Annotated in this window: 25 protein-coding genes and 1 tRNA gene; 13 read left to right on the top strand and 13 right to left on the bottom strand. The window is 68.7% G+C overall.

From position 1 onward, the window contains the following. Positions 1–44: 44 nt before the first annotated feature. Complete coding sequence (locus LBN7_RS16905; protein WP_407360313.1) at positions 45–1109, bottom strand: LPO_1073/Vpar_1526 family protein; 1065 nt, start codon at positions 1107–1109, stop codon at positions 45–47. Positions 1110–1660: 551 nt separating this feature from the next. On the opposite strand from LBN7_RS16905, the gene LBN7_RS16900 reads away from it, so the two are divergent. Beyond that, entirely contained in the window at positions 1661–1963 is a 303-nt protein-coding gene (locus LBN7_RS16900) for a hypothetical protein (RefSeq protein ID WP_407360312.1), read from the top strand. Positions 1964–1993: 30 nt separating this feature from the next. Further along, positions 1994–2533, top strand: coding sequence for a hypothetical protein (locus LBN7_RS16895; RefSeq protein WP_407360311.1), 540 nt, complete (start codon positions 1994–1996; stop codon positions 2531–2533). Positions 2534–2878: 345 nt separating this feature from the next. On the opposite strand, the gene LBN7_RS16890 is transcribed toward LBN7_RS16895, so the two are convergent. Beyond that, on the bottom strand, positions 2879–3448 hold the full coding sequence (locus LBN7_RS16890) for an ATPase, T2SS/T4P/T4SS family (RefSeq protein WP_407360310.1): 570 nt from the start codon (positions 3446–3448) through the stop codon (positions 2879–2881). Between the two features lie 160 nt (positions 3449–3608). Between LBN7_RS16890 and LBN7_RS16885 the strand changes: the two genes are divergently transcribed. The 4 genes from LBN7_RS16885 to LBN7_RS16870 all read left to right on the top strand — a co-directional run bounded on the left by LBN7_RS16885 (position 3609) and on the right by LBN7_RS16870 (position 5403). Beyond that, positions 3609–3887 carry a hypothetical protein gene (locus tag LBN7_RS16885; protein ID WP_407360309.1) on the top strand — a complete coding sequence of 93 codons (279 nt, stop codon included), beginning with the start codon at positions 3609–3611 and terminating at the stop codon, positions 3885–3887. A gap of 48 nt (positions 3888–3935) precedes the next feature. Further along, the gene (locus tag LBN7_RS16880; protein ID WP_407360308.1) at positions 3936–4421 is read left to right on the top strand and encodes a DUF6578 domain-containing protein; all 486 of its coding nucleotides are present in this window, start codon (positions 3936–3938) and stop codon (positions 4419–4421) included. A 45-nt stretch (positions 4422–4466) separates the two neighbouring features. After that, positions 4467–4548, top strand: a tRNA-Leu gene (locus LBN7_RS16875). 75 nt (positions 4549–4623) lie between these two features. Further along, complete coding sequence (locus tag LBN7_RS16870; protein WP_341945071.1) at positions 4624–5403, top strand: VTT domain-containing protein; 780 nt, start codon at positions 4624–4626, stop codon at positions 5401–5403. Between the two features lie 15 nt (positions 5404–5418). On the opposite strand, the gene LBN7_RS16865 is transcribed toward LBN7_RS16870, so the two are convergent. Beyond that, the gene (locus tag LBN7_RS16865; RefSeq protein WP_407360307.1) at positions 5419–6261 is read right to left on the bottom strand and encodes a Ku protein; all 843 of its coding nucleotides are present in this window, start codon (positions 6259–6261) and stop codon (positions 5419–5421) included. Positions 6262–6331: 70 nt separating this feature from the next. Here LBN7_RS16865 and ligD point away from each other — a divergent pair, with 70 nt between their 5' ends. Next, positions 6332–8305 (top strand): non-homologous end-joining DNA ligase, encoded by a 1974-nt coding sequence (gene ligD, locus LBN7_RS16860; RefSeq protein ID WP_407360306.1) that lies wholly within the window; start codon positions 6332–6334, stop codon positions 8303–8305. A 6-nt stretch (positions 8306–8311) separates the two neighbouring features. On the opposite strand, the gene LBN7_RS16855 is transcribed toward ligD, so the two are convergent. After that, complete coding sequence (locus LBN7_RS16855; RefSeq protein WP_341945067.1) at positions 8312–9232, bottom strand: cation diffusion facilitator family transporter; 921 nt, start codon at positions 9230–9232, stop codon at positions 8312–8314. 120 nt (positions 9233–9352) lie between these two features. Between LBN7_RS16855 and LBN7_RS16850 the strand changes: the two genes are divergently transcribed. Beyond that, positions 9353–10363, top strand: a complete 1011-nt coding sequence (locus LBN7_RS16850) for an alpha/beta fold hydrolase (protein ID WP_407360305.1) — start codon at positions 9353–9355, stop codon at positions 10361–10363. Positions 10364–10390: 27 nt separating this feature from the next. On the opposite strand, the gene rdgB is transcribed toward LBN7_RS16850, so the two are convergent. The 3 genes from rdgB to murI are packed head-to-tail and all read right to left on the bottom strand — an operon-like array spanning position 10391 to position 12603. After that, positions 10391–10990, bottom strand: coding sequence for an RdgB/HAM1 family non-canonical purine NTP pyrophosphatase (rdgB, locus tag LBN7_RS16845; RefSeq protein ID WP_407360304.1), 600 nt, complete (start codon positions 10988–10990; stop codon positions 10391–10393). After that, the gene (gene rph, locus LBN7_RS16840; RefSeq protein WP_116636371.1) at positions 10987–11733 is read right to left on the bottom strand and encodes a ribonuclease PH; all 747 of its coding nucleotides are present in this window, start codon (positions 11731–11733) and stop codon (positions 10987–10989) included. Before rph ends, rdgB begins: the two co-directional genes overlap by 4 nt. A 33-nt stretch (positions 11734–11766) precedes the next feature. After that, a complete protein-coding gene (gene murI / locus LBN7_RS16835) occupies positions 11767–12603 on the bottom strand; it encodes a glutamate racemase (RefSeq protein ID WP_116636372.1) in 837 nt (278 codons plus the stop codon). A gap of 37 nt (positions 12604–12640) precedes the next feature. Between murI and LBN7_RS16830 the strand changes: the two genes are divergently transcribed. Then, positions 12641–13966, top strand: a complete 1326-nt coding sequence (locus LBN7_RS16830; protein ID WP_341945065.1) for a nicotinate phosphoribosyltransferase — start codon at positions 12641–12643, stop codon at positions 13964–13966. 11 nt (positions 13967–13977) lie between these two features. Here the strand turns inward: LBN7_RS16830 and LBN7_RS16825 are convergent, their stop codons facing one another. The 3 genes from LBN7_RS16825 to LBN7_RS16815 are packed head-to-tail and all read right to left on the bottom strand — an operon-like array spanning position 13978 to position 17634. Next, positions 13978–14244, bottom strand: a complete 267-nt coding sequence (locus tag LBN7_RS16825; protein ID WP_407360303.1) for a DUF3039 domain-containing protein — start codon at positions 14242–14244, stop codon at positions 13978–13980. 40 nt (positions 14245–14284) lie between these two features. Beyond that, on the bottom strand, positions 14285–15850 hold the full coding sequence (locus LBN7_RS16820; protein ID WP_407360302.1) for a hypothetical protein: 1566 nt from the start codon (positions 15848–15850) through the stop codon (positions 14285–14287). Next, on the bottom strand, positions 15826–17634 hold the full coding sequence (locus tag LBN7_RS16815) for an ATP-binding cassette domain-containing protein (RefSeq protein WP_407360301.1): 1809 nt from the start codon (positions 17632–17634) through the stop codon (positions 15826–15828). The genes LBN7_RS16820 and LBN7_RS16815 overlap by 25 nt, the downstream gene beginning before the upstream one ends. Positions 17635–17885: 251 nt before the next feature. Between LBN7_RS16815 and LBN7_RS16810 the strand changes: the two genes are divergently transcribed. Together LBN7_RS16810 and LBN7_RS16805 are read left to right on the top strand one after the other, a co-directional pair. Then, positions 17886–18578 (top strand): NTP transferase domain-containing protein, encoded by a 693-nt coding sequence (locus LBN7_RS16810; RefSeq protein WP_116636375.1) that lies wholly within the window; start codon positions 17886–17888, stop codon positions 18576–18578. An 80-nt stretch (positions 18579–18658) separates the two neighbouring features. Further along, entirely contained in the window at positions 18659–19663 is a 1005-nt protein-coding gene (locus tag LBN7_RS16805) for a hypothetical protein (RefSeq protein WP_407360300.1), read from the top strand. A gap of 62 nt (positions 19664–19725) precedes the next feature. Here the strand turns inward: LBN7_RS16805 and LBN7_RS16800 are convergent, their stop codons facing one another. Beyond that, positions 19726–20085, bottom strand: a complete 360-nt coding sequence (locus tag LBN7_RS16800; RefSeq protein ID WP_407360299.1) for a hypothetical protein — start codon at positions 20083–20085, stop codon at positions 19726–19728. A gap of 174 nt (positions 20086–20259) precedes the next feature. Between LBN7_RS16800 and LBN7_RS16795 the strand changes: the two genes are divergently transcribed. Together LBN7_RS16795 and LBN7_RS16790 are read left to right on the top strand one after the other, a co-directional pair. Continuing rightward, positions 20260–21849 carry an acyl-CoA carboxylase subunit beta gene (locus LBN7_RS16795; RefSeq protein ID WP_407360298.1) on the top strand — a complete coding sequence of 530 codons (1590 nt, stop codon included), beginning with the start codon at positions 20260–20262 and terminating at the stop codon, positions 21847–21849. Continuing rightward, positions 21846–22088, top strand: coding sequence for an acyl-CoA carboxylase subunit epsilon (locus tag LBN7_RS16790; protein WP_116636378.1), 243 nt, complete (start codon positions 21846–21848; stop codon positions 22086–22088). Before LBN7_RS16795 ends, LBN7_RS16790 begins: the two co-directional genes overlap by 4 nt. Here LBN7_RS16790 and LBN7_RS16785 read toward each other — a convergent pair. Beyond that, the gene (locus tag LBN7_RS16785) at positions 22076–25111 is read right to left on the bottom strand and encodes an alpha-mannosidase (protein WP_407360297.1); all 3036 of its coding nucleotides are present in this window, start codon (positions 25109–25111) and stop codon (positions 22076–22078) included. The two genes, LBN7_RS16790 and LBN7_RS16785, sit on opposite strands and share 13 nt — an antisense overlap. Positions 25112–25210: 99 nt before the next feature. After that, on the bottom strand, positions 25211–26410 hold the full coding sequence (locus tag LBN7_RS16780; RefSeq protein WP_341945058.1) for an ROK family transcriptional regulator: 1200 nt from the start codon (positions 26408–26410) through the stop codon (positions 25211–25213). Positions 26411–26561: the final 151 nt, after the last annotated feature.

The raw sequence follows: 26561 nt of genomic DNA, 5'->3' as shown, positions 1-26561 counted from the left end.
GCGGGAACTCTTCGTGACCTAAGCGAGCGGCCGTGGCGACTGGACTACTCTTCGCGTGGGATCTGGTTGCTGCTATCCAGCCGGATCATGTTGCCCATAGCCAGCTTCTTCCCAACTGCCGTTGCAACGACGTGCTTCGGAATCTGGTCCCACCACAGGCCAATCTCGTTCAACGAGGGCCGGCTCCGGAGCGCTTCCTTGAACACTTGGATCGACTCGTCCGTCCCCTGTCCGACACCGAACATGCTCCTCGCAGCAACGAGAATCTCGTCGAGCATTGGCTCCTCAGCACCCTGATTCCTCAAAGCCCGCTCCAACGTATCGATGTTGGGCGTAGAAACACGCGTGAAGCCCGGACGCAGCTCGTGTTCCATCGTCAACGTCTCCCACCGGACGAAGGGAAACTCGGGGCTCAGGAACTCTGGCACATCCTCAGTCCGGACTCCCGTGGCCGAGTAGCCGCCGAGCTTCTCAGCACTGTAGTCGTCATACTTCTTGAATTCGGTCGAGTGGTTCACCCTCGCAGCGTCCAGTATGTCTAGATGCTCAGCCCAGTCAAACCCAGTTGGGAGGGGGCCATCCAGCAGTTGAGAGAACAAGGCCTCTAGTACGTCGAGGCCCTCATTGATCGATGCTGAATTCGGAGACCACTTTCGCATGGCCTCGATGATCGTGATAGCGCGCAAGGCCTCGTCATCCAGCATGTCCACGATCTCGATCGCTCGCTCGATCCCGGTGATCGCTCGACGGTCTCTTGGGTTCGCTGCCCGATCGGAGAGCAGCGCAGCCAGCATGTCGTAATCAGTCTCTCGCTCGCTCGACGCGGCGCTGCTTTGAGCCTTCCTGTAGGTCCGTTGGAAGGCCGGGTCGCCGAAGGCTTCGAGCTGATCTTTTCCTTCCAAGGTTTCGATCACACGAGAATCAAGGGCATCGATTCTCACCTGCACGAGCGCTATTGCTTCATCCGTGTATTCCGCAATGACGTTTCGCGCGGTGACGACCGCGATCTCTTTCGCTCGAGCCTCATCGATACCAACGATTAGGTCTCCGGCGACCTGAATCTGTTGCGCCCCTTGCCCCGCCCTCTGTGTCTGTTTGCCGGCCGTCATCGCACGTCCCCCACGTCCCGACCCGCCTGAACTTGAACAGCGCCGTCGCGCGCTTTTTGGCGCTGACTGTGCCGCTTGGACATCACCCGCCACGTCACAACACTGCCCCCGGCGCCGCCAAGTACGAGCCCGATCAACATCGTTCCGAGCCCATCAAGGAACCACTCCATCGTCGTCTCCTCTATGCGGCGCCCCTCGCCGTCATCTCCGACGATAGCCAGTGACCCCGACACTCAACCGGATCACGGCACTCACTCCGCGCGTCGCGCGGCGGAAGGACGCTTCGCGTACGCTCAGCGCCCCGCAGACGCCGCGAAGTACCGCACTGGGGCGGCCCCTCGGAGTCGCGCACGGGCTCACCAGCGGATGATCGACGTTCGCCCGCTCAGCACGTCGCCGCAAATGGCTGACGTTCTGTAGCTCGCACGCGCCGGCTAAGGGGAGCGAGTCCAGGCCAACCTCCACGGCCGTCAGCTGAGCATTGTCAGGGGGGTGGGGCGCCTGGGCGGCGGACCATGGCCGCCGTCGCAGATTCCCGATGGGGTGCGGGGATGACTGAACTGAACGCAAGCACTGAGCCGGACGACGACGCCACCGAGGCGGCGCGCCTGGAAGCCATCGCTGCTCGAGTGGTCAGCAACATCGACAAGATGGCTGAGGCTGTCGCAGATGAGGCCGAAGTCACGAAGGACATTCTTGCCACGTACCTGGTGCACGTGGATGAGGACAACAACACGAAGCCCCCGCAGCGCGAGGTGAACCGTCTCATCATGAAGTCCTTATTCCGTCTCGAGGCTCGCATCATACGTATCGAGAGGAAGCTCGGGCTTGAACCGATGCCTCCGGTTGACTGACCGTCCCGTCTGCGCCGATAGAGTGCGGGGATGGATGACGCGACCGCGCTGATCGTGAACGTCGGCGTGTTCATCGCGACGGCGGGTGCCGCGGCTGTGGCTTGGTGGCAAGCCATTGAGGCGAGCAGATCTCGCAACGACGCCCGCGATGCTCAGAAGGCCGCGCTGACATCATGGCAAGAGGCCAGCTCGGCTTTGATGCGCGCCAATGAGATCAGCACGACCACTCTTCGCAGCCCGCTGGCCTGGGCGTTGAACGATCTGGCAACGGCTCTGCTATCGGCCCGTATGGTCGGTATGGATGCGCGGCAGCAGCTCGCAGTCATCACCGAACGGATGCCGATGATCGGTGAGAGAGCGTTCGCGGCCGGCGACGTATCGACCCAGAAAATCGTGCGGTGGTGTTCGGTCTACGCGCGGCAGGTGGATCTGGGCGACCCGCCGAATCCCAATCAGTTCATGGAAGCAGCTTCGCTGATTCATGAGCGAGTGAACCTCTGGATGCGAGACCCTGCGCAGGCGGACCGACTTGTTCAGGACGACCCGCGCGCTGACGTGGACTTCTCGTAGGTGCGCGCTCATCGATCTTGGCCTCCCCCGCTCGACTCGGTGAGTCGGCGCCGGGCCCGGTAGGGCTCGTTCGACACTTGGCCGTCCGCATCTCGGTCGGCGTCGGCGTGCTCAGCACCCCGCAAAGGCGTCGACATCCGGCGCTGTGCCTCGGTTGCATCACATCGACCGCGGGGCGGTCAGCGCTCAATCGGTGACGTGCGGGCGGGATCGCTGCGGATCGCAGGCCAGCAATCCCGCAGTTCAGAACAAAAGCCCAGGTGGAAATGAGGCGTAATCGTAGGTTTTGCCTTGCCTGCGTGTGTCGCGCCGGACACGATCACGCTGCGACCGTGCCGCATCGCGTCACGGTCGCAGGTCGGCGATGGCGACCGGCATCGCGCCCTGTGCCGTCAGCGCGTCCAGGGTGCGGTATCGAGGCAGGAACTTGCGGATGTTCACCACCCAGGAGCCTCGAACGACATCGGCGATCGCGACGTGCAGTCGCGAGCCGTCAGGCAGGGAGGCGTCGACGAAGGGCTGGCTGATGTCCACCCGGCGCCCGGTGGGCTGCAGCATCCGCTCCACCAGATCGCGCACCGTCGTGTCGGCGAGCCGCAGTCCGGTGCGCTCCGTAACTCCGCCGCGCGCGACGTGCACGTGACCGTCGCCGTTTACCCAGATCTCCTCGATCTCTGCGTCGTCCAGGAACGGCTGCAGGGGTCCGATCCCGCTCACCGCCGCGAGCACATCGCGCACGCAGGCGACCTCGTCGTCGATCAAGGCCTCGCCGCGGGCCAGTGCATGGTCGTCATGACGACGCACCTCCGCCTGGGCGATGCGTCGAGCTGTATCCGGATCGATCGACGGATCCACGCCCTCGACCCGCAACCGCGATCGCACGCGTTCGGCGACGAGGGCAGACGGATGACTCACCCGGGCATCATGCCAAGAATCGTGCGTGCACCTCGGAAGTTATCCACAGAGCGATCGACGACCCGCACATCGCACCGCGAAGCGCAAGGGGCCAGACCTCTCGGACCCGCGGTGGTGGACTGACCGGAACGTGAGCATCACCTCAGCGAAAGGAACCGTCATGACCGACTCCTCCCCTGTTCCCGGCCCGCCCGTCCCCTCTGTGCCCGGCGAGCAGCCGACCGGCCCCGGCCCCGCCGACCCGGGACAGACCCCGCCCGGACCCGCCGTCCCCTCGCCCTCGCAGCCGTCGCCCGCGTTCCCCGACGAGCCGTCGCCGACCCACCCGAACGAACCGCTGACCCCGACGCCGCAGGAGCCGCTCGCCCCGCATCCGGAGGAGCCTCTGGCACCGAACCCGGAGGAGCCGCTCATCCCCGGCTCCGGCCCGCAGGCCTGACGCGACGCGGTCGCACGCGATCCGATAGACCGGCGTTAGTCTCGCTGCATGACGCGTGTGTGGTTGACGCCGTGGGAGTGGGCCTGCTGCGGCGACCCGTTCGCGGTCGGAGACGAGGTCGACTTCGGCATCCGGTCGCGCGAGTCCGTGCTTCTGGTCGACGCGCTCGGCACCGAACTGGCGTCGTCCGTGGACGCTCTGGAATCGCACCATGAGCACGAGTACGCGGACCGCGTGCGCGGCATGGTCGCCGCGGTGCAGGAGGTGACGCACGAGGTCGTGGAGCGGACGATCCAGGTCTCGTCGAGGCCGGGACGCCCGCACGAGTCGGTGACGTTCGAGCCCGTTCCCGACACGACGCGACTCCAGGCGGTCGCCGGTGTGCGGCTGCCGGTCGACCGGGTCGTAGCGCGGCGCGCGGAACTCGAGGGTGCGCCGACCGACCGACCGCGGCGATCACGCGTCGGCTGGCTCGTCGACGTGGAAGAGCCCCCGACAGAGGGAGAACGGAAGCGCTCCGGAACTGCGGGCTGATCTCCAGAATCCGTGTTTGTCCGATCAGTAGACTGATTCCACCGCGCGGGAGTGGTGAAATTGGCAGACACGCAGGATTTAGGTTCCTGTGCCCTAGGGCGTGTGGGTTCAAGTCCCACCTTCCGCACGACGGCTGCTTCTGCATCCTCACCGTTACACCGCCGACCAATAACGACCGACGGGAATCCCTGTGCTCGAAACCATGCTGCACGCACCCAACGCCCTCATCCCCTGGCTCGACCCCGCGACGATCATCGGTACCGCAGGTCCCTGGGCGCTCCTCGTGGTGTGCTTCATCGTCTTCGCCGAGACCGGCCTCCTCGTGGGCTTCCTGCTGCCGGGCGACACGCTGCTCGTCATCTCGGGGCTGCTGTCACACCCGATCGCCGGCTCGGAGCACGGTGTCTTCGGCGTCAACGTCTGGATCGTCGCCCTGCTGATCGGCCTCGCGGCCTTCGTGGGTGGAGAGGTCGGCTACGTCATCGGCCACAAGGGCGGACCCGCGGTCTTCGAGCGCAAGGAATCCGGTCTCTTCAGCAAGAAGAACGTCGAGCGCACCAACGCGTTCTTCGAGCGCTTCGGCGGCATCACCGTCATCCTCGCCCGCTTCGTGCCGATCGTGCGCACGTTCGCGCCGGTCGCGGCGGGTGTCGGTCACATGCCGTGGCGCAAGTACACGCTCTACAACCTCATCGGCGCGATCCTCTGGGGCTTCGGTCTGACGATGTTCGGATACCTCATCGGCTTCATCCCGCCGGTGGCGACGTTCGTCGAGAGCTACATCGACCTGATCCTGCTCGCGGCAGTCGGCGGTACGGCACTGGTCACGCTCTGGCACTACTTCTCCGAGCGCCACAAGGCCAAGAAGGCTGCGGCGGCGGGCGAAGACGTCACGACGGATGCCGGGGAGGCCGAGGAACTCGCCCTGAACCCCGAGGTGTTCGAGCGGGCTCCCGACCTGGACGGCGACGGCAAGCACTGAGGCCCGCCGGCGCGGTCAGCCGGTCTTCTTCGCCGGCTTCTTCGCCTTCGCCGGCTTCTCGCTCGCGCGCTTCTCCTTGGATCGCGCGACGCTCTCGCGCAGCGCCTCCATGAGGTCGATGACCTCGCCGCCCTTGCTGTCGGCATCCGCTTCGCCGAAGGTGTCGGCGATCTCGAAGCTCTCGCCTGCCTCGATCTTCGCGTCGATGAGGGTGCGCAGCTCCTTCTGGTACTCGTCGACGAAGGCTTCGGGATCGAAGTCGGCCGAGTAGCTGTCGACCAGGGCGGCGGACATCTCGAGCTCCTTCTTCGAGATCCGCACGTCCTCGTCGAGCGCGGGGAACTCGGCCTCGCGCACCTCGTCAGCCCAGAGCAGGGTCTGCAGCACGAGCACCTTTCCGCGCACGCGCAGGGCCGCGAGCCGGGTCTTCTGCCGCAGCGTGAAGCGCACGATCGCGGTCCGGTCGGTCTGCTCGAGCGTCTTGCGCAGCAGCACGTAGGCCTTCGCCGACTTCGAGTCGGGCTCGAGGTAGTACGGCTTGTCGAGCGTCAGCAGATCGACCTGATCGGAGGGCACGAACTCGACGACGTCGATCTCGCGGCTCTTCTCCGCCGGCAGCGCGGCGAGGTCGTCCTTGGTGAGCACGACCGTCTGCCCCTCCTCGACATACGCCTTGTCGATGTCGGCGTAGGCGACGGTCTCTCCGCACACCTCGCACGTGCGCTGGTAGCGGATGCGCCCGCCGTCCTTCTCGTGCACCTGATGCAGCGGCACGTCGTGGTCCTCGGTCGCCGAATACACCTTCACCGGCACGTTCACGAGCCCGAACGTCAACGCGCCCTTCCAGATCGTCCTCATTCCCCCAGTGAACACCAGCCACACCCGTCACGGCCAGCCCTTGACGACGGCGGCTGGCTACGCTTGCTCCATGGTCGGAGAAGCGCAGGTGGTGCAGGTCGACGGCCGCCGTCTGCGCGTGACCAATCTCGACAAGGTCGTCTACCCCGAGACCGGCACCACCAAGGGCGAGGTCATCGCGTACTACTCCGCGATCGCTCCGCTTCTGCTCCCCCTCCTCGACGGCCGCCCGGTCACGCGCAAGCGGTGGGTGGAGGGGGTCGGAACGGCGGATGCTCCGGCCGACGCGTTCTTCACGAAGCAGCTCGAGCCGGGAGCCCCGGAGTGGATCCCGCGGCAGGCGATCCAGCACTCCGACGGACCCAAGGAGTATCCGCTCGTCGAAGACGTGCCGACTCTGGTGTGGCTCGCACAGGTCGCCGCGATCGAGCTGCACGTTCCCCAGTGGCGCTTCACCCCCGACGGCCTCCCCGGGCGCCCCGACCGGCTCGTGCTCGACCTCGACCCGGGGCCGGGCGTGGGTCTCGCGCAGTGTGCCGAGGTCGCTCGCATCGCCCGCGGCATCCTCTCCGACATGGGGCTCGACCCTCTTCCCGTCACGAGCGGCAGCAAGGGCATCCACCTGTATGCCGCCCTTCCCGGCGAGCAGACCAGCCACGAGATCTCGGCCGTGGTGAAGGAGCTCGCGCGGCTCATCGAGAACGACCACCCCGACCTCGCGACGAGCGTCATGTCGAAGGCGGTCCGCGGTGGAAAGGTGTTCCTCGACTGGAGCCAGAACAACGGCAAGAAGACGACGATCTCGCCCTATTCGCTGCGCGGCCGCGCGCAGCCGTGGGTCGCCGCCCCACGCACCTGGGGCGAGCTCGACGATCCCGACCTGGCACAGCTCGACATCGACGAGGTGCTCGCCCGCGCCGCGGACGGCATCGACCCGCTGGCGGCGTTACGGCCGGAGCCCGGGGCCCCGGTCTCTCCCCCGGCATCCGCTCCGGCGGCGGCGCCCGCCGTTCCCCGACGGTCCTCGCGACATCCGCGGATCGCCGCCGCACCGGCGTCCGGGACGACCACCGCCACTCTCGCGCCCATGCTCGCCGAGAACGGCACCCCCGCGCTCGCCCGCGCACTCAGCGACCCGTCGTGGGTCGAGGTCAAATGGGACGGCATCCGCGCGATGGGAACGTGGGCGGACGGACGGATGCTGCTGCACGCGCGCCGCGGAACCGACATCACGGCGCGCTACCCCGAACTCACCGCCGATGGCGCTCCGTTCCTCCCTGCCACGGACGCCCTGGTCGACGGTGAGATCGTCGCCTTCGACGCTCAGGGCCGGCCGAGCTTCTCCCTGCTGCAGAACCGGATGCATCTCACGCGACTGCGCGAGATCGAGCGGGAGGTGGTGCGCACGCCGATCGTCTACATGCTGTTCGACCTGCTGCGCCTCGACGGGCACGACCTGACGTCGATGCCGCTGCACCAGCGCCGCACCCTGCTGGAGGACCTCGTCGCCGACCTGGACGCGCCGATCCAGGTCCCGCCGGTCTTCGACGACGTCGACGCCGCCCTCGCGGCCAGTGAGCAGTTCGGTCTCGAGGGTGTCGTCGCGAAGGACCCGGCATCGCGGTACCGGCCGGGACTGCGATCGCCCTCCTGGCTGAAGCTCAAGCACACGCGCATGCAGGAGGCCGTGATCGTCGGCATCCGTCCCGGCAAGGGCGACAGGGAGAGCACGCTCGGCTCGCTGCTGCTCGCGGTGCCGGACCCAGCGAACGGTCGCGAGCTGCGCTACGTCGGACGCGTGGGCACGGGGTTCACCGAGCGCATCCTGCGCGATCTCCTCACCCGCCTCGAACCGCTGCGCGTGCCCTCTGCCCCGCTCGACGGGGTGCCGGCGCCCGATGCCTCCGATGCACTGTGGGTGCGGCCGGAGCTCGTCGGGGAAGTCGAGTTCGCGAACTGGACGCCCGACGGCGTTCTCCGGCACGCGCGGTGGCGAGGTCTGCGGCCCGACAAGACAGCCGACGAGATCGTCGTCGAACCCTGACGACGGTCAGGCGTGGTGCGGCTCGCAGTCGGACTGCTCGGCCGGTTCGATCTGGAACGTCGAATGCTCCACGTCGAAATGATCCGCGAGGCAGGCCTGCATCTCGGAGAGCAGCTTTGCCGAGCGCCCATCGGCCAGGAGCGCCGGATCCACGCTGACGTGCGCCGTGAACACCGGAGCGCCACGGGTGAGCTGCCAGACGTGCACGTCGTGCACGCCGGTGACGCCCTCGTACGCGAGCAGGTGCGTGCGGATCTCGCTCACCGCCGTGCCCTTCGGCGCGGATTCGGCGAGCACGGAGAACACCTCGCGTAGCAGCGCGATCGCCCGAGGGATGATCATCGCGGCGATGAACAGCGAGGCGATGGCGTCCGCCGCCATCCATCCCGTGGTCAGGATGATCACCGCGGCCACGATGACCGCGGCAGAGCCGATCAGGTCGCCCATGACCTCCAGGTACGCGCCGCGCACGTTGATGCTGGTGCGCTGGGCGCGGCTCAGCAGCCACATCGAGATCGCGTTGGCGATCAGACCCACGACGGCGACGACGAGCATGAGCCCGCCGGCGACCTCGACCTCGCTCGGATCGATGAGGCGCCCGATGCCCTCGACGGCGACCCAGGCCGCCAGGGCGATCAGGATCACGGCGTTGATCAGAGCGCCGAAGACCTCGGCCCGCTGATAGCCGAACGTGCGCCGGTCATCGGCCGGACGCGCGGCGACGGATGCCGCGATGAGCGCGATCACGAGCGCCGAGGCATCCGTGAACATGTGCGCCGCGTCGGCGAGCAGCGCGAGGGAGCCGGTGAGGATCGCTCCGACGACCTGCACGATCATGACGGTCGCGGTCAGCGACAGCGAGATCGCCAGGAGGCGTCTGCTGCTCGCCGAGCGGATACCGCCGGCGGCGGGTGCGTGATCGTGCATGCCCCCAGGCTAGACCGGGTCAGAGCGCTGGGAGGGCGGTTTCGCCTAGTCGGGAAGGGTAACGAGAACCAGTCTCAGCAGTACGAAGCGCGACACCAGCGTCCTCCTAGACTGGCGACCATGAGCGACGAAGCCGCCCGAGCAGTCATCGCGGATCTGTGCCGCATCCCGAACCCGCAGGCCATCGACCGCACGGCCTTCGTCGAGCTCGGCGGTGTCGAGCAGTTCGTGTCGATTCGAGGCCGCAGTACGACGAACCCCGTGCTCATCGTCTGCCACGGCGGACCCGCGCTCCCCTCGTTGCCCTCGTCGTGGATCTGGCAGAGGGGCGTCGAGGACTACTTCACCGTCGTCAACTACGACCAGCGCGCCAGCGGGAAGTCCGCCGCGGATGTGGACGACGAGATCGATCTGAGCATCGACCGGTACGTCGCCGACCTGGTGGAACTGATCGCCTGGGTCCAGGGCGAACTCGGCGTGACGAGAGTGGGCGTTCTCGGACACAGCTGGGGGTCGATCATCGGCGTCACCCTGGCTGAGCGGCGACCCGACCTGCTCTGGGGCTACGTCGGCGTCGGCCAGGTGATCTCCGGTCCCGAGAACGAAGTGGAGAGCTTCGCGCATGCCGTGCGAAGCGCGACCGCGGATCAGAACAAGGATGCCGTTGCAGAGCTCGCGGCACTCGGCGACTATCCCGGCGCGCAGCCCCTGACCCTGCAGCGGATCGTGGTCTGCAGGAAGTGGGCGCAGCACTACGGCGGGCTCTCCGCGCATCGATCCGGCTCCGCGTACTTCACCGAGTCGGTGGCACTGTCGCCCTACTACTCGGAGGAGCAGCGGGAGCTGATCGGTGCGGGTCAGCGCGCGACCATGCCCCGCGTCCTCTCCCAGCTGCTGGAGTTCGACGCACGAGACAGGACCGCGTTCGATGTGCCCGTCCTGCTGTTCCTCGGACGCCATGACTTCACGACCCCGACGGCTCCTGTCGAGCGCTGGATCGAGCGAGTGACGGCGCCCTCGAAGAAGGTCGTATGGTTCGAGAACTCGGCGCACCTGTGCATGCATGAAGAGCCCGGCAGGTTCGTCGTGAACCTCGTGACCCTGGCGTTGCCGCTCGCTGCCGTCGCCTGATCCGGTCGTCGAAGCCAGCCGTCCCGCTCAGAGCTGCGCGAGCAAGGGCATCAGCTCGGCGAATGCCCGTGCGCGGTGCGACTGCGCCTGCTTCTCCTCCGCCGTGAAATCGCCCACCGTGCGCTCCTTCCCCTCAGGCTGGCCGTCGGGGACGAAGATCGGGTCGTAGCCGAACCCTCCGCCGCCGGACGCGGAGTGCGCGAGCCGCCCCGGCCAGAGGCCTTCGACGACCTCCTCGCGACCGTCGGGCGTGACGAGGGCGATGGTCGACGTGAAGTGCGCAGTGCGGTGCGGATCGGCGACGTCGCGCAGCTGATCCAGGAGCAGCTCCAGGTTCGCCGCGGCATCCTTCTTCTGCCCCGCCCAGTACGCGGAGAACACGCCGGGAGATCCGCCGAGCACATCGACGCAGATCCCGGAGTCGTCGGCCAGCGCGGCGAGGCCGGTGTGGGCTGCCGCGGCGCGCGCCTTGATCAGCGCGTTCGCGGCGAACGTCACGCCGTCTTCGACCGGCTCGGGACCGTCGTAGCCGACGATCTCGAGATCCGGACGCGTCTGCGCGACGATCTGCTGGAACTCCGCGACCTTGTGCGGGTTGTGGGTCGCGAGGACGACCTTCATCGTCATTCGCCTGCCGCGGCGGCCAGCGCCGTCAGCTGGTGATCCTTCAGGTCGGCGCAGCCGGCGAGGCCGAGCTCGAGCAGCGCATCCAGCTCGCGCTTGTCGAAGGGAGCGCCCTCGGCCGTGCCCTGCACCTCGACGAAGAGACCGCGGCCGGTGACGACCACGTTCATGTCGGTCTCGGCGCGCACGTCCTCGACATAGGCCAGATCGAGCATCGGCTCGCCGTCGATGATGCCGACGGACACCGCAGCGACGGAGTCGAGCAGAGGGGTCGAGTTCTTGCCGATGAACTTCTTCTCGCGACCCCACTCGATCGCGTCCGCGAGGGCGACGTAGGCGCCGGTGATCGCCGCGGTCCGGGTTCCGCCGTCGGCCTGCAGCACATCGCAGTCGATGACGATCGTGTTCTCGCCGAGCGCCTTGGTGTCGACGACCGCGCGCAGGGCCCGGCCGATGAGCCGAGAGATCTCGTGCGTGCGACCGCCGATGCGGCCCTTCACGCTCTCGCGGTCGTTGCGGCTGTTCGTGGCGCGCGGCAGCATCGAGTACTCGGCCGTGACCCAGCCCTTGCCCTTGCCGGTGAGCCAGCGCGGCACGCCGTTGGTGAAGGATGCCGTGCACAGCACCTTCGTGCCGCCGAAGCTGATCAGTGCGGAGCCTTCGGCGTGCGCGCTCCAGCCGCGCTCGATCGTGATCTCGCGGAGCTGGTCGGTGGAGCGGCCGTCGGCCCGGACGATGTCGGTCATGTGCTTCTTTCGGGTAGGGGTGGTCGAGCCGGATCAGAGGGATTCGGAGACGGACTCGGGAAGAGTGATCACGCCGGTCTGCACGAGCTGCACGTCGCGGACCTCGCGGCCCATCAGTCGGTTCGCCAGGGCGGTGAAGTCGTCGGCGGACGCTCCGGTCGCCTCGTAGACGTAGGTCGAGGCCGCATCCGGCGAGGCCAGCAGGTCGCCGCGGACCAGCTGCCGGTAGACATCCCCCGCCGTCTCGTCGTCGCTCGAGACGAGCGTGACGCCCTCGCCCATGACGTAGCTGATCGCCCCGCGCAGGAACGGGTAGTGGGTGCAGCCAAGCACGAGCGTGTCGACACCGGCGTCCCGCAGCGGCGCGAGATACTCCTCGGCGACGGCGAGCACCTCAGGGGTTCCCGTGATCCCGGCCTCGACGAACTCGACGAACCGCGGGCAGGCCGCCGTGAACACCTCCAGGCGCTCGTTCACCTCGAGCATGTCCTGGTACGCGCGCGAACCGATCGTGCCGACGGTGCCGATCACTCCGACGCGCCCGTTGCGCGTCGTCGACACCGCGCGGCGCACCGCCGGGCCGATCACCTCGACGACGGGGATGTCGTAGCGCTCGCGAGCATCGCGCAGCATGGCGGCGGATGCCGTGTTGCAGGCGATCACGAGCATCTTCACGCCCTGATCGACGAGCGTGTCGAGCACCTCGAGAGCGTAGCGGCGCACGTCGGCGATGGGCTTCGGGCCGTACGGCGAGTGCGCCGTGTCGCCGATGTACACGAACGATTCACGGGGCAGCTGGGCGCGGATGGCTCTGGCCACCGTGAGCCCGCCGACACCGGAGTCGAAGATTCCGATCGGCGCGTCGTTCATGACTCCCCAGCCTACCGGGCCTCACTATGCTGAGCGCATGACCACGTCGACGGCGCTGCTCACCGATCGCTATGAGCTCACGATGCTCGCGGCCTCGCTCCGGGACGGGACGGCCTTCCGTCCGAGCGTCTTCGAGCTGTTCTCCCGCCGCCTCTCCGGCGGCCGCCGCTTCGGTGTGGTGGCCGGAACCGGGCGCCTGCTCGGACTGCTCCGTGAGTTCCGCTTCGGCGACGACGAGCTGCGGTTCCTGCGCGACGAGGAGGTCGTGGATGCCGCGTCGCTGAAGCACCTCGAGGACTACCGCTTCACGGGATCGATCAGCGGCTACCGCGAGGGCGAGCTCTACTTCCCCGGGTCGCCGATCCTCACCGTCGAGGGCACCTTCGCCGACGCCGTGATCCTCGAGACCCTCGCCTTGAGCGTGCTCAACCACGACTCCGCCGTGGCGACCGCCGCCGCGCGCATGAGCATCGCCGCCGGAGAGCGCCCGCTGGCCGAGATGGGTTCCCGTCGCGCCGCCGAGCGGTCCGCCGTCGCCGCGGCGCGTGCCGCCTACATCGCCGGCTTCGGTGCGACCAGCAACCTCGAGGCCGGCCGCAGCTGGGGCATCCCCACGATGGGCACCGCCGCGCACTCCTGGACTCTGCTGCACGACTCCGAGGAGGACGCCTTCCGCGCGCAGGTCGAGAGCATGGGCGTAGGCACGACTCTCCTCGTCGACACCTACGACATCCGCACGGGCGTCGAGACCGCGATCCGCATCGCGGGCACCGACCTGGGCGGTGTGCGCATCGACTCCGGCGACCTTCCGATCGTGGCCGGAGAGGTCCGCGCGCAGCTCGACGAGCTCGGCGCCACGAACACGCGCATCACCGTGACCAGCGATCTCGACGAGTACGCGATCGCGGCCCTCGCGGCCTCGCCTGTCGACGCCTACGGCGTGGGTACCTCCGTCGTGACGGGCTCGGGCTACCCGACCGCGAGCATGGTCTACAAGCTCGTGGCCAGGCAGGACTCCACCGGCGCCTGGATCGGGGTGGCGAAGGCCTCGGCCGACAAGGCCTCGTATGGCGGACGGAAGGCGGCGTTCCGCACCCTCGCCGACGGCGTCGCCTCTGCGGAGACCGTGGTCGTCTCCGATGGATTCGAAGAGCTGGACACGCCTGCCGAGCATCCGGACGGTCGTCCGCTGCAGGTGACGTTCGTCGAGGCGGGCGACATCGACACCGCTCACGAGGGCGTGGCCGGTACCGCTGCGGCGCGCGCGCATCATCTGCGCGTGCGCGAGGAGCTCCCGGTGCGGGCTCTCGCCCTCAGCAAGTCGGACCCGGCGATCCCGACGGTCTACGTCGAGGCGCGCTGAATCGAGTCGGCTCAGCCGACCATCGACTCGTAGATCTCCTTGCACGTGGGGCAGATCGGGAACTTCTCCGGGTCACGACCCGGCGTCCACTTCTTGCCGCACAGGGCGCGCACCGGCCTGCCGGTGATCGCCGACTCGAGGATCTTGTCCTTCTTCACATAATGCGAGAAGCGCTCATGGTCGCCCGGTTCGAGGTTCTCCTCGCGGAGAAGCTCTTCCAGTTCGCGATCAAGCGTTGCCACGCCGCCCTGATCGGGGCTGTCCAGCGGAGTACTCATCCCGTGAGTCTAGCCGCGTCGAGTCGCCTGCGGGCGGTCGTCACGCGGTCTCGACGAACTCCATCAACCGCTCCCCGCTGCGCTCGAAGATGCGTCCGCCGATGACGGCGCCGAGCCAGAGCACGACCAGGCCCGACAGCAGCCCGACCCAGAAAGCGGCCGGCGCGTACGACGAGCCCTCGACGATCGTCAGAGCGAACAGCCAGGCGGTCGGCAGGCTCAGCACGATCGCGCCGAGGAAGGCGGCCGCCGGGCCGTAGATGCCGCGCGAGGTCGGCCGCTGCGGCTGCTGGAACGGGCTGTCGCCCGGTCGCGACACGGCGTAGGGAGCGACGACGGAGACGATGCTCGAGATGCCGAGCGCGGAGAACAGCAGGCTGCCGGCGAGACCGGTGAGCGGCAGCAGCAGACGCCAGTCCCCGATCAGCAGCAGCGTGAGCGGGATGGCGATCGCGAGCACGGGGATGGCCACCAGCAGCACCGGCACGAGTCGGCCGAGCCGATCCGGGAGGCCGCGGATGCCGCTGGCGACATGCGTCCACAGCGCGGTGGAGTCGTAGGCGACGTCGTTGTGCGGCAGCCATCCGAAGAACAGCGCCATCACGGGGACCGGGACGAGCGCGGCGATCTCGAGAGGAACGCCGGCGACGATCAGCGGGAGGATCGTCAGCACGCCCGCCACGGGGACCACGATGGTGTTCATGATGTACCGGCGGTCACGCAGCCAGTAGACGAGGCTGCGTGCGGCGATCGCGCCGAAGGCGTTCGAAGGGAGCAGCCCGAACCAGCCGAGACCGGTCCGCTCGCGGGAGGCCACGGGACGTTCGGTGGTCGTCAGGAGACGGCGGACGAGCCAGGCCCACACGACCCACAGCAGAATCGCGGTCGCCACGGCGACGAGCCCACTGATCCAGGCCATCGCCGAGGCGTCGGCGGCGACCGCGAAGAGGAAACCGGGCGACGCGGCGAGCGGAGTGAATCCGACACTCGTGGTCAGCGCTGCTAGCGATGCCGGAACGTGTCCGTCCCAGCGCAGCGAGGCGAAGAAGACCGCCACGGGGAAGGCGATCACGATGAGAGCGAGCGCGAACAGTGCGGTGAGCTCGCGGGAACGGCGCTCCGGGAGCAGCAGCGCGTTGATCGCCATGCCGACGCGCGCCGTGAGCACCGTGGTTACCACGCCGACGATCGTCATGAGCACGGCCAGCGGCCACGGGGCGCCCAGTTCGATGGCGACGATGCAGACGCTGGTGTACACGGCGAGGAGCGCCAGGCTCGGCACGCTCACGAAGGCGGCGAGGGTGAGGACCCAGGGCATCCGTCGCTCGTCGACGCCGAAGACGGCGAACCGGCGCGGATCGAGCTGGTCCACCGCGCCGACGAGGATCGGTCCGACGAGGAAGCCGAGCAGGAGCGCTGCTCCCCCGAGCACGGTGACGGCGCGGGCGACCGGCACCGGAGCGTCGGCGAGGCTGAAGACGGCGAGGCACACGGCCACCGTGACCGCGACGACCGCGGCGAAGGTGACGAGGGTGCGAACCCGACGTTCTCCGCGCAGCGATCCGATCAGAAGTGCGAACCTCAGTCGGAGAACGTGTGCAGCCACTCGAGCCCCTCCACCTCTCCGCTGGAGCCGGCGAGCTCGACGAAGCGCGACTCGAGCGTCTGCCCGGCCCGCACCTCGTCGATCGTGCCCTCGGCGAGCACCTCACCGCCGACGATGATCGCGACCCGGGAGCACACGCGCTCGACGAGATCCATCCCGTGGCTGGAGAGGATCACGGTGCCGCCGTGCGACACGTAGGCGCGGAGGATGTCGAGGATGACCGCCGAGGAGACGGGGTCGACCGACTCGAACGGCTCGTCGAGCACCAGGACGCGCGGCGAGTGGATCATGGCCCCTGCGAGCATGATCTTCTTCGTCATGCCCGCCGAGTAGTCGGAGACGACACGGCTCAGGGCATCGCCGAGGTCGAAGGCGCGTGCGAGGTCGGCGGCACGCTTCTCGATGACGTCCGCGGCCAGGCCGCGCAGAAGGCCGTAGTAGTAGAGGAGCTGACGGCCCGTGAGCCGGTCGAACGTGCGGAGCCGATCCGGCAGGACACCCATCACCCGCTTCGCCGCGAGCGGCTGCCTGGCCTGGTCGATGCCGCAGATCACCACGCTGCCCGCGTCCGGACGCAGGAGGCCGGCGACGATGGACAGGGTCGTGGTCTTGCCCGCACCGTTCGGACCGACGATCCCGTAGAACGAGCCGGCGGGAACCGTGAGGTCGATCCCGTCGACGGCGTGGTTGTCGCCGAACTGCTTGACGAGCCCGCGGATGCTGATCGCGACGGTGGCGGCCGCCTCGCCGAACGGGCCCACGGCGTCGGATGCCGCGTCGTCGGACTCCGCGTCCGCTCCGGAGACGGCGTCGGCTGGTGTCTCGACGACGGCCTCCTCCGCGACGGAGGCATCGGCGAGCGCCTCTTCCAGCTCGGCCTCCTCTACGGACGGCTCTTCGACCACGAGCTCCTCGACCGCGGGCTCGGCGGCGGGATCCTCGACGTCCGATGCGGCTGCGACAGGCTCCTCGACCACAGGCTCGGCCGGGGCCGACGCCTCGACGACCAGATCCTGCGGCGTCGGCGCCTCCTCAGCACGAGCGGGTTCGGGAGCGGACGTCGCATCGTCGACGGACGGAGCGCCCTCGACGACCGGAGACAGGCTCGAATCGAGCTCGTCTGCTGCAGCCTTCTCCTCTGCCGCCTTCTCGGCCGCCGCAGCCTTGGCCGCGGTCGCCTTGGCTGCCGCCGCCTTCGCCGCGGCTGTCTTCGCCGAGGCCGAGCGTGCCGATGCCGTGCGAGCGGTCGTCTTGGCCGCCGCCGACTTCGCCGCGGCGGACTTCGCGGCGACGGTCTTGGCCGCGGAGGTCTTCGCACTCGTCTGCTTGGCGGTCGGTGCCTTGGCTGCCGGCGCCTTGGCACCTGAGACCGCCGGCTTCGTGGCCGCGGCCCTCGCCGTGGCCGCGCGCGCCGCGGGCTTGGTGGACTTCGCCGCGGCTGACCTGGCCGCGGTGTTCTTCGCTGCCGCCGCGCGGGCAGCGGCGGTGGTGCGCGCCGCCGCGGCGGTCTGCGTCGGTGCATCGACCACCAGCTTGACGGCGGGTTCGATCACGACCTCGCCGGTCGGGGCAGCGGTCTCCGCCGAGGCCTTCGCCGGCGTCCGCGGCGTCGTCTTCCTGGCAGGAGTCCGCGCGGCCGGCGCCTTCTTGGCCGGCGCCTTCTTGGTCGCGGGGCGACCCGCGGCGCCCGGCTTCGCCGTCGACGCACGCGCCGATGATGCCTTCTTCGGCGGGGTCTCGGAATCGTCCACCTGGTCGGTGCGGTCGTCAGGGGAAGGAGTCACCGTCCTACGGTATCAATGGGTTGCCCTCCGCCGATGGCGCAGCGACACAATCCGCGCTCGGATCTCGCAGATTCCGCGCACATCGGGCGTGTTCGTCTACCCTGAGTGTTGCGTGTGTAGTCGATCACGAAATGACAACGGGGCCATCGATCCCCGGGGCTTCCCAGCCGGAATCGATACCATGAACGCGGCACGATGAGGTGTCTGGCCGGTGAACCGGCCGTGAACACAACTTCCCCTTAGGAGCACTCGTGACTCTTCAAACCGTCATTCTCGCAGCAGGCATGGGCTCACGCCTGGGTCGCGCGCTGCCGAAGCCGCTGACCGAGCTGAGCGACGGCCGCACGATCATGCGCCAGCAGCACGACAACATCCGGGCCGCCTTCGGCTCCGACGCACGCATCACCACGGTCGTCGGATACCGTGCCGAGACGATCATCGAGGCTTTCCCGACCGTCAACTACGTCCACAACGAGCGCTACGACGAGACCAACACCTCGAAGAGCCTGCTCCGTGCGCTTGCCGCCACCGGCAAGAACGGCGTGCTGTGGATGAACGGCGACGTGGTCTTCGACCCGATGATCCTCGGCCGTGCGGCCGCGTACATCGAGCGCGACCAGTCGTTCGTCACGGTCAACACCTCGAAGGTCAGCGACGAAGAGGTGAAGTACACCGTCACGGCGGAAGGCTTCATCAACGAGCTGTCCAAGACCGTCAAGGGCGGACTCGGTGAAGCCGTCGGCATCAACTACATCTCCGCGGCGAACAAGAAGGCGTTCATGCGCCAGCTTCAGCGCGTCGAGGACCAGGACTACTTCGAGCGCGGTCTCGAACTCGCGATCGCCGAAGACGGCCTGCTCCTCGAGCCGATGGACGTCTCCGACCTCTACGCGGTCGAGATCGACTTCGCGGAAGACCTCGAGCGGGCGAACCTCTTCGTCTGATCGCCTCTCCCGAACGCCCGTATCCCCACCAGGATCCGGGCGTTCGGCGTTTTCGCGGTCTGACTTCGTAGGATCAGGTCATGGCCCCCAAGGTGCACAAGATCCACTCCTTGCCGGATGACTCTCCCTGGGACAAGGGCGTGCCACCGGCCGGATCCCCCGAGCATCCGATGATGGTGCGCGGGCTCGATCGTGTGCTCTCCATCCAGCGCCCCCTCGTGCTCGCCCACATCCGCAGCATCCGCCTCCGCAACCCGCACGCGACACCGGCCGAGATCATCCGCATCCTCGAGCGGCGGTACCTCGCCGCCGTCACGACGGGTGGCGCGGCGGTCGGCGCGACGGCGGTCGTCCCGGGCATCGGCACCGGGGTCACGCTCGCACTCTCGGGCGTCGAGACGGTCGGCTTCGTCGAATCGACGGCGCTGTTCGCCCAGTCCGTCGCCGAGGTGCACGGCATCGCGATCGCGAATCCCGATCGCGCCCGCGCCCTGGTGATGACCCTGATGCTGGGCAAGGAGGGCGTAGAACTGGTCGGTCAGCTCGCCGGTCAGGTCGCCGGCCGCGGCGGAAGCCGATCGTCCTACTGGGGCGAACTGGTGACCAAGTCGCTCCCGCGCGCTGCCGTCGGCCCGCTGGTCGACCGGCTCAAGAGCATGTTCGTCAAGCAGTTCGCGGCGAAGGGAGGAGCTTCGGTCATCGGCAAGGCGCTCCCGTTCGGGATCGGTGCCGCGATCGGCGGCACCGGCAACCACATCCTCGGCCGTCGCGTGCTCACGACATCGCACAAGGCGTTCGGCGCTGCTCCCGTCGACCTGCCTGTCGAGCTCGAACCGGTCGAGGGCGCCGAGAAGCTCGAGCTTCGCGTGCTGCGCGGTGCGCGGTTCGCCGGGAGCGCCGTCGCGGGTGCCGCCGGGACCGCTGTGCGCGGGGTCGGCTGGGCCGGCCGCAAGGTCGGTGAGGTGACGACGCGACGCGGTCACCGACACGACGCACCGGAACTCGACCGCGGCGGAGACGAGGGAGCGCGTGGCGGTCACGATCTCTCCGGGCTCGACTCCTCCTCAGGTACCCCCACCGGCTGAGGATCCCGCCCGCGGTCTCGACCGGGTCGAGCTGTCACGCGGCGCCCGGCCGAGACACGCGATCAGCGGATGATCCGGATGCTGTAGACCGTCGTCGCGGTGGCGGCACCGAGGTCGAGGGTCGAGCCGGGTCGCACGAGGTCGTTGGACATGGTGGAGACGGTGTACCCCTCGATGAACGAGCTCTCGCCGAAGCCGGCCCAGCTGATGCGCACGCTCGACGACGAGTTGTTGATGACCTGGTCGAACGATGCCGACGGCTTGACACCGGGGCGGACCTCGGCCTGGATGACGCCGTCCAGCACGTAGCACACGGCGCCGGCGTCGCAGCCGGTGTCGGCCTGTGCCGGAAGGGCACCGAGCGCCACGGCGCCGGCGGCGAGGGAGACGGTGGAAAGGGCGAGAGCGATCGTGCGCTTCATGGTGGTCCTCCTGATTCTGGTCGCCGGCCTCGGCGAGTCCGGTCATGAGGAGTGACGCGATCGAGCAGGGAAAGGTTCATCCGGCTCGACACTCAGAAGAGCGCCAAAGGATCGGGCGGCCCGTTGTGCCGAGCATCCAACGGACGGGGCCGACCCGGCGCTAGGGTGGAATCCGTGACGGACAAGCCCGACCTCTTTACCACTGCCGGCAAGATCGCGGATCTTCGCGCTCGCTACACCGAGGCCGTCGTCGACGCCGAGGAGAAGGCGAAGGAGAAGCAGCACGCCAAGGGCAAGATGACGGCCCGCGAGCGCATCGAGCTCCTCGTCGACCCGGGCAGCTTCGTCGAGTTCGACGAGTACGTGCGCCACCGCACGACCGCGTTCGGGATGGACCGGTCCCGTCCCTACGGCGACTCGGTCGTCACGGGCGTCGGCACCATCCACGGCCGCACCGTCGCCGTGTACTCGCAGGACTTCTCGACCTTCGGCGGCTCGCTCGGCGAGGTCGCCGGCGAGAAGATCATCAAGATCATGGAGTTCGCGCTGGCCGGCGGCATGCCGTGCATCGGCATCCTCGACTCGGGTGGCGCGCGAATCCAGGAGGGCGTCGTCGCTCTCGGCAAGTACGGCGAGATCTTCCGACTGAACACCCGCGCATCCGGCGTGATCCCGCAGATCTCGATCATCATGGGCCCGGCCGCGGGTGGAGCGGTGTACTCCCCCGCCCTCACGGACTTCGTCATCATGGTCGACAAGACCAGCCAGATGTTCGTCACCGGCCCGGACGTGATCAAGACCGTGACCGGCGAGGACGTCGGCATGGAGGAGCTCGGCGGGGCATACACCCACAACACGCGCTCGGGCGTGGCGCACTACCTCGCCGAGGACGAGGACGACGCGATCGACTACGCGCGCACGCTCCTCGGCTTCCTCCCGGACAACAACATGGCCGAGCTGCCGTCGTACGAGAGCGCTTTCGAGTTCGAGACGACGGATGCCGATCGCACGCTGAACACGATCGTCCCGGACTCGGCGAACCAGCCGTACGACATCAAGACCGTCATCGAGCACGTCGTCGACCAGGGCGACTTCCTCGAGGTCCAGCCGCTCTTCGCGCCCAACATCGTCATCGGCTTCGGCCGTATCGAGGGCCGCTCGGTCGGCATCATCGCGAACCAGCCGTCGCAGATGGCCGGCACGCTGAACATCGAGGCGGGCGAGAAGGCCAGTCGCTTCGTGCGGTTCTGCGACGCCTTCTCCATCCCGATCGTGACGCTCGTCGACGTTCCCGGCTACCTCCCCGGCACCGACCAGGAGTGGACCGGCGTCATCCGCCGCGGTGCGAAGCTCCTCTACGCCTACGCCGAGGCGACCGTGCCCCTCGTCACCGTGATCCTGCGCAAGGCCTACGGCGGCGCGTACATCGTCATGGGCTCCAAGCAGCTCGGCGCCGACGTCAACCTCGCCTGGCCGACGGCCGAGATCGCGGTCATGGGCGGACAGGGCGCGGTCAACATCCTCTACCGCGGCGAGATCAAGAAGGCGGAGGAGGCCGGCGAAGACGTGGCCGCGGTCCGCACGCGCCTCGCCAACGAGTACACGTACAACGTCGCCTCTCCGTTCCTCGCTGCGGAGCGCGGCGAGCTCGACGGCATCATCGAGCCGGCGACGACCCGCGTCTCGATCGCGAAGGCGCTGCGCGCCCTGCGCGGCAAGCGCGCCGAGCTGCCGCCGAAGAAGCACGGGAACATCCCGCTGTGACCGAGCCGACCACTCACGCGGAGACGCCGGACGAGCTGCCGCCGACTCTCGAGATCACGCAGGGCGCCGCGACCGAGGAGGAGCTGGCCGCTCTCATCGCCGTGATCAGCGATGCGTACGCGTCGGAGGCCGCGGATGCCGTGGCCGCCGAGCCGAGCGTCTCGGCCTGGACCCGCACGCAGCGCCCGCTCCGCACGCCGCTGCGCCGCGACATCCCCTGGGGACGCTACTCCGGCTGAGCCGTCGCGAGCGCGGCCCCGCGGAAGCGTAGCGTCACGAGCTGGAACGCGCGAAGCTCCAGGTCGACAGCGCTTCCGTCGATCGCTCGGACCGCCGCGGCATCCACCTCGCGCTCGAGAAGGTCGGTCTCCACGACCGTGCCGAACGCGAAGGCCGTCGAGAGGGTCGCCGCGGCCCGCCCGCCGTGCGCCTCGTACAGGCGCACGATCACGTCTCCGCTGCGATCCTCGGCGAGCTTGACCGCTTCGACGACGACGGCGTCGGACGACACGCTCAGCAGCGGCGCCACGGGTCCCGCACCGGAGAGCGCCCGCACGGGCAGGTTCAGTCGGTAGCCCTCGCGGACCGCATCGGCGATGGACGCATCCGGGCGCACGCTCACCCGGAAGGTGTGCTCCCCCTGATCCGCATCGGGATCGGGGAAGAGCGGTGCGCGGAGCAGCGACAGACGCACGGTCGTCGCGGTGCCGCCGCCGCTGCGCGATGTCCGCGTGATGTCATGGCCGTAGGTGGCGTCATTGGCCACGGCGACGCCGAAGCCGGGCTCGCCCACATGCACCCAGCGATGCGCCACGGTCTCGAACCGCGCCGCATCCCAGGACGTGTTCGTGTGCGTCGGGCGGTGCACGTGCCCGAACTGGATCTCCGACGTCGCGCGATCGGTGTGCACGTCGAACGGGAAGGCGAGCTTCAGGAGCTTCTGGCGCTCGTGCCAGTCGACCGTCGTCTCGATGTCGAGAGCGCGCCCGCCGGAGGCGAGAGTCAGAGCCTGCGTGATCCGTGAGCCCCCCAGCGCACGGACCACGCAGACGATCGCCGCCGACGGATGCGGGACGATGTCGATCGAGACCACGTCCGTCACGTCGATGACGTGACGGCGGTAGTGCTCGTCGATATCCCAGGCATCCCATCGGCTGGGCGTGTCGCGATGCAGCTGGAGGAGGTTCCCCCGCTCCCCCGCCGCAATCGCATCCCTCCCGGTCGCGCGGGTGACGAGTGACGTCACCAGGCCCGTGTCGTCGATCGAGACCGTGAGGTGCTCGTTCTCCAGCACGAAGCCGCCCGTCGTCCGCGCGACCGCCGCAGGGACCCCAGCACCCTGCACGGCGGTGATCCCCATCGCCGCCGTTCCCTCCCTTGCGTAGGGCCCGGCGTCGGCGACCAGCTCGGTGTCTCCCGAGCCGGCCACGACGGCCAGCGACCCTGCGATGATGCGCTCCGTCGAGGCGAGCACCTCGGCGTAGCGTCGTTCGGCCTCCCGGTGCACCCAGCCGATCGAGCTGCCGGGGAGGATGTCATGGAACTGCTGCAGCAGCACGGTCTCCCACGCGGCATCCAGCTCGTCGTACGGGTAGTCCGCGCCGCGCAGCGCGGCGGAGGTGGCCCAGAACTCGGCCTCGCGCAGCGCATGCTCGCTGCGGCGGTTCCCGCGCTTCGTGCGGGACTGCGAGGTGTAGGTCCCCCGGTGGAACTCGAGGTACATCTCCCCTGACCACACCGGCGGGGACGTGTACTCCGCCTCTGCCGCCTCGAAGAAGCGACGCGGCGTCGACAGGGTGACGGTCGGCGAGCCCTCGAGAGACCGCAGCCGCGCCGCCGCCGCAACCATCTCCCGATTCGGACCGCCCCCTCCGTCGCCGTAGCCGAACGGGACGAGCGAGGTGTTCGCGGCGCCCTTCTCGGCGTACTGGCGCTCCGCGCGGGCCAGCTCCTCGCCGGTGAGCTGCGCGTTGTAGGTGTCGACCGGCGGGAAATGGGTGAAGATCCGCGTGCCGTCGATGCCCTCCCACAGGAACGTGTGGTGCGGCATGACGTTGGTCTCGTTCCACGACATCTTCTGCGTCAGCATCCACCGCGATCCGGCGGCCTTCGCGATCTGCGGGAGCGCCGCGGAATAGCCGAAGGAATCCGGGAGCCAGACGTCGAGCGGTTCGACGCCGAACTCCTCCAGGAAGAAGCGCTTGCCGCGCACGAACTGCCTCGCCAGCGCCTCACCACCCGGCATGTTCGTGTCGGATTCGACCCACATGCCGCCGGCCGGCACGAAGCGCCCTGCGGCGACCGCGTCGCGCATGCGCGCGAACAGCTCGGGCTGGAACCGCTTCATCCAGGCGTACTGTTGCGCGGAAGACGCGGCGAAGGCGAAGTCGGGGTCATCCTGCTGCAGCGCCAGGACGTTCGAGAACGTCCTGGCCACCTTGCGCTGCGTCTCGCGGACGGGCCACAGCCAGGCGGAGTCGATGTGCGCATGCCCCACGGCGTGCAGGGAATGAGCGGAGGCGGATGCCGGACGCGCGAGGACCCCGACGAGTTCCGCCCGCGCCTCTGCGGCGGTGCCTGCGACGTCCTCCGGGTCGGTCACGTCGATCATCCGCTCCAGCGCGCGGAGGATCTCGGCGCGGCGCGGCGACTCCGTCGGCAGGGCGCCCATCAGCCCTCGCAGCACCGCCACATCCTGCAGCAGCTCCCAGACCGTGAGATCGAGGATCCCGATCTCCGCCCGGCGGAGCACGTAGAGCGGTTCCTCCCCCGCGGATTCCCACTGCCCGAGGGGCGTCGGCGCGAAGGTCCACGCCGCGGCGACGTCGGGATTCGCAGCCGCCTCGAGGTAGAGATCGATCGGGTCGCCCGCGGCCCCCTCCAACGGCACGTGGGCGTTCCTCGGCTCGACGGCCTTCACGATGGATCCGTCCGGCCGGTACACGGTGCCCTCGGCCTGGAAACCCGGCTCCGCGTCGTTGAACCCGAGGTCGAACACCAGCTCGGCCCGCTGCCCGTCGGCGACCTGCGGGACGACACCGGTCACGTGCAGCCACATCGTGCTCCAGGCGCGGCCCCACGGACCGCCGACGGAGAAGGGCTCGAAAGCCTGCGCCACGGCGTGGTCGAACGACACGGGCTCCCCCGGAGCGGTCCACGATCGGAGCGTCAGCTCCTGCGCCCGCGCGTACACGGCGGGGTGGAGACGCTCCTTCACGAAGCGCTGGATGCGCGCTTCGACGAGGGCCGAGTTGTCATGCATCGGTGATCCGATCGCTGGGGGTGATCACAGATAGTACATCGATTGGAGTTAATCCGACAAGAGCCCGCGCGGAGATCCCGGACGACTCATGTCCGGCGCTCAGTCCTCCAGCAGCAGATGCGTCGTGCGCGGCGTCAGCACCGAGTCGAGGACCACGCAGCCGGCCCCCACGGCGCCGACGTCGACGCCGACGACCGTGCCGGCGACCGGAAGCGCCCGCACCGCGCGCGTGGCGCTCAGCCGCTCGAGCCGTCCGGGGATCTCGCCCAGGTACACCTCGGACAGGCGCGGCCAGAACGGGCCGCCGTACACGACCCGGTCCACGTCGAGCAGGTTGGTCAGCACCGCGGTCAGCACCGCCATATGACCGGCTGCCTGACGGAGCACGCGCGCGGCAGGGGCCTCACCGGCCGCCGCGCGCTCGCACAGCTGCGTGAAGCGCGCCTCGACGGCCTCGACGTCGCTCGCCTCGCGGTCGTCAGGGAACACACCGGCATGCTCGGCCTGCTCGACGATCGCCTGCGGCGTGCAGACGACCTCGACACAGCCGCGCGATCCGCACAGGCAGGCGGGACCGTCGGGATCGACGACGATGTGCCCGATCTCGCCGAGGTTCTGCGTGCTTCCGCGCACCACGTCGCCGCTCCTGGCGAGCGCGGCACCGATCCCTGTCCCGAGGTAGACGAAGACGAACGAGTCGTCGGACGAGCCGTGACGGGTCCAGAGCTCTCCCACGGCGGCCGCCGTCGTGTCCTTCTCGAGGGTCACCGGGAACCCCGTCGCCTCGGCCAGGACGGAGCGCAGCGGCACGCGGTGCCAGCCGAGCAGCTTCGGCGGATCGATCACGGTCCCCTTGGCCGGATCCAGCGGACCGGGGGCGGCGACCCCCACCCCCTCGATGCGCGAGCGGTCCACCCCGGCTGCGGTGATCAGGGAGTCGATCGTGGACGCCATTGCCTCCACGATCCGACGCGGATCCTTCTTCGGGGTGCGCACCGCCATCCGGCGCACGACGGCTCCGGACAGATCGAGGAGCACGAAGGTCATGACGGCGGGATCGAGGTGCACGCCGACCGAGAACCGGCTCTCCGCCACGAGGCGCAGCGTCACCCGCGGCTTTCCCGGGCCGTTGATCGTGCGCCCGGCTTCGCGGATGAATCCGTCGTCGAGGAGTCGGCGCGTGATGTTCGTGACGGTCTGAGCGGAGAGGCCCGTCGCCTCGACGAGCTCGATCCGACTCAATCCCTCTCCGGAGCGCCGGATGGCCTCCAGGATCACGGACTGATTGAAATCGCCCATCCGCGGGAGATTGGTTCCGCGACGCATTCCCATCGTCTTATGATCCCTCATCGCCGCCGAATTCGTGTCCCCCAAAATACCTACAGACAAGTTCTTGACGACCGACCAGACTGAGGGAGACGCTTCGCGTTCGGCTGGTCTCTCTGTCCCA

This window comes from Microbacterium sp. LBN7 (assembly GCF_045690345.1).
In the GTDB taxonomy this organism is placed as follows: Bacteria; Actinomycetota; Actinomycetes; order Actinomycetales; family Microbacteriaceae; genus Microbacterium.
Note: the sequence above shows the minus strand (reverse complement) of the source record. Positions and strands in the feature narration are given on the sequence as shown.

Coding starts and splice junctions, on each gene's coding strand:
- LBN7_RS16905 (WP_407360313.1), bottom strand. CDS start 1,109: ATGACGGCCGGCAAACAGACACAGAGGGCGGGGCAAGGGGCGCAACAG.
- LBN7_RS16900 (WP_407360312.1), top strand. CDS start 1,661: ATGACTGAACTGAACGCAAGCACTGAGCCGGACGACGACGCCACCGAG.
- LBN7_RS16895 (WP_407360311.1), top strand. CDS start 1,994: ATGGATGACGCGACCGCGCTGATCGTGAACGTCGGCGTGTTCATCGCG.
- LBN7_RS16885 (WP_407360309.1), top strand. CDS start 3,609: ATGACCGACTCCTCCCCTGTTCCCGGCCCGCCCGTCCCCTCTGTGCCC.
- LBN7_RS16880 (WP_407360308.1), top strand. CDS start 3,936: ATGACGCGTGTGTGGTTGACGCCGTGGGAGTGGGCCTGCTGCGGCGAC.
- LBN7_RS16870 (WP_341945071.1), top strand. CDS start 4,624: ATGCTGCACGCACCCAACGCCCTCATCCCCTGGCTCGACCCCGCGACG.
- LBN7_RS16865 (WP_407360307.1), bottom strand. CDS start 6,261: ATGAGGACGATCTGGAAGGGCGCGTTGACGTTCGGGCTCGTGAACGTG.
- ligD (WP_407360306.1), top strand. CDS start 6,332: ATGGTCGGAGAAGCGCAGGTGGTGCAGGTCGACGGCCGCCGTCTGCGC.
- LBN7_RS16855 (WP_341945067.1), bottom strand. CDS start 9,232: ATGCACGATCACGCACCCGCCGCCGGCGGTATCCGCTCGGCGAGCAGC.
- LBN7_RS16850 (WP_407360305.1), top strand. CDS start 9,353: ATGAGCGACGAAGCCGCCCGAGCAGTCATCGCGGATCTGTGCCGCATC.
- rdgB (WP_407360304.1), bottom strand. CDS start 10,990: ATGACGATGAAGGTCGTCCTCGCGACCCACAACCCGCACAAGGTCGCG.
- rph (WP_116636371.1), bottom strand. CDS start 11,733: ATGACCGACATCGTCCGGGCCGACGGCCGCTCCACCGACCAGCTCCGC.
- murI (WP_116636372.1), bottom strand. CDS start 12,603: ATGAACGACGCGCCGATCGGAATCTTCGACTCCGGTGTCGGCGGGCTC.
- LBN7_RS16830 (WP_341945065.1), top strand. CDS start 12,641: ATGACCACGTCGACGGCGCTGCTCACCGATCGCTATGAGCTCACGATG.
- LBN7_RS16825 (WP_407360303.1), bottom strand. CDS start 14,244: ATGAGTACTCCGCTGGACAGCCCCGATCAGGGCGGCGTGGCAACGCTT.
- LBN7_RS16805 (WP_407360300.1), top strand. CDS start 18,659: ATGGCCCCCAAGGTGCACAAGATCCACTCCTTGCCGGATGACTCTCCC.
- LBN7_RS16800 (WP_407360299.1), bottom strand. CDS start 20,085: ATGAAGCGCACGATCGCTCTCGCCCTTTCCACCGTCTCCCTCGCCGCC.
- LBN7_RS16785 (WP_407360297.1), bottom strand. CDS start 25,111: ATGCATGACAACTCGGCCCTCGTCGAAGCGCGCATCCAGCGCTTCGTG.
- LBN7_RS16780 (WP_341945058.1), bottom strand. CDS start 26,410: ATGGGCGATTTCAATCAGTCCGTGATCCTGGAGGCCATCCGGCGCTCC.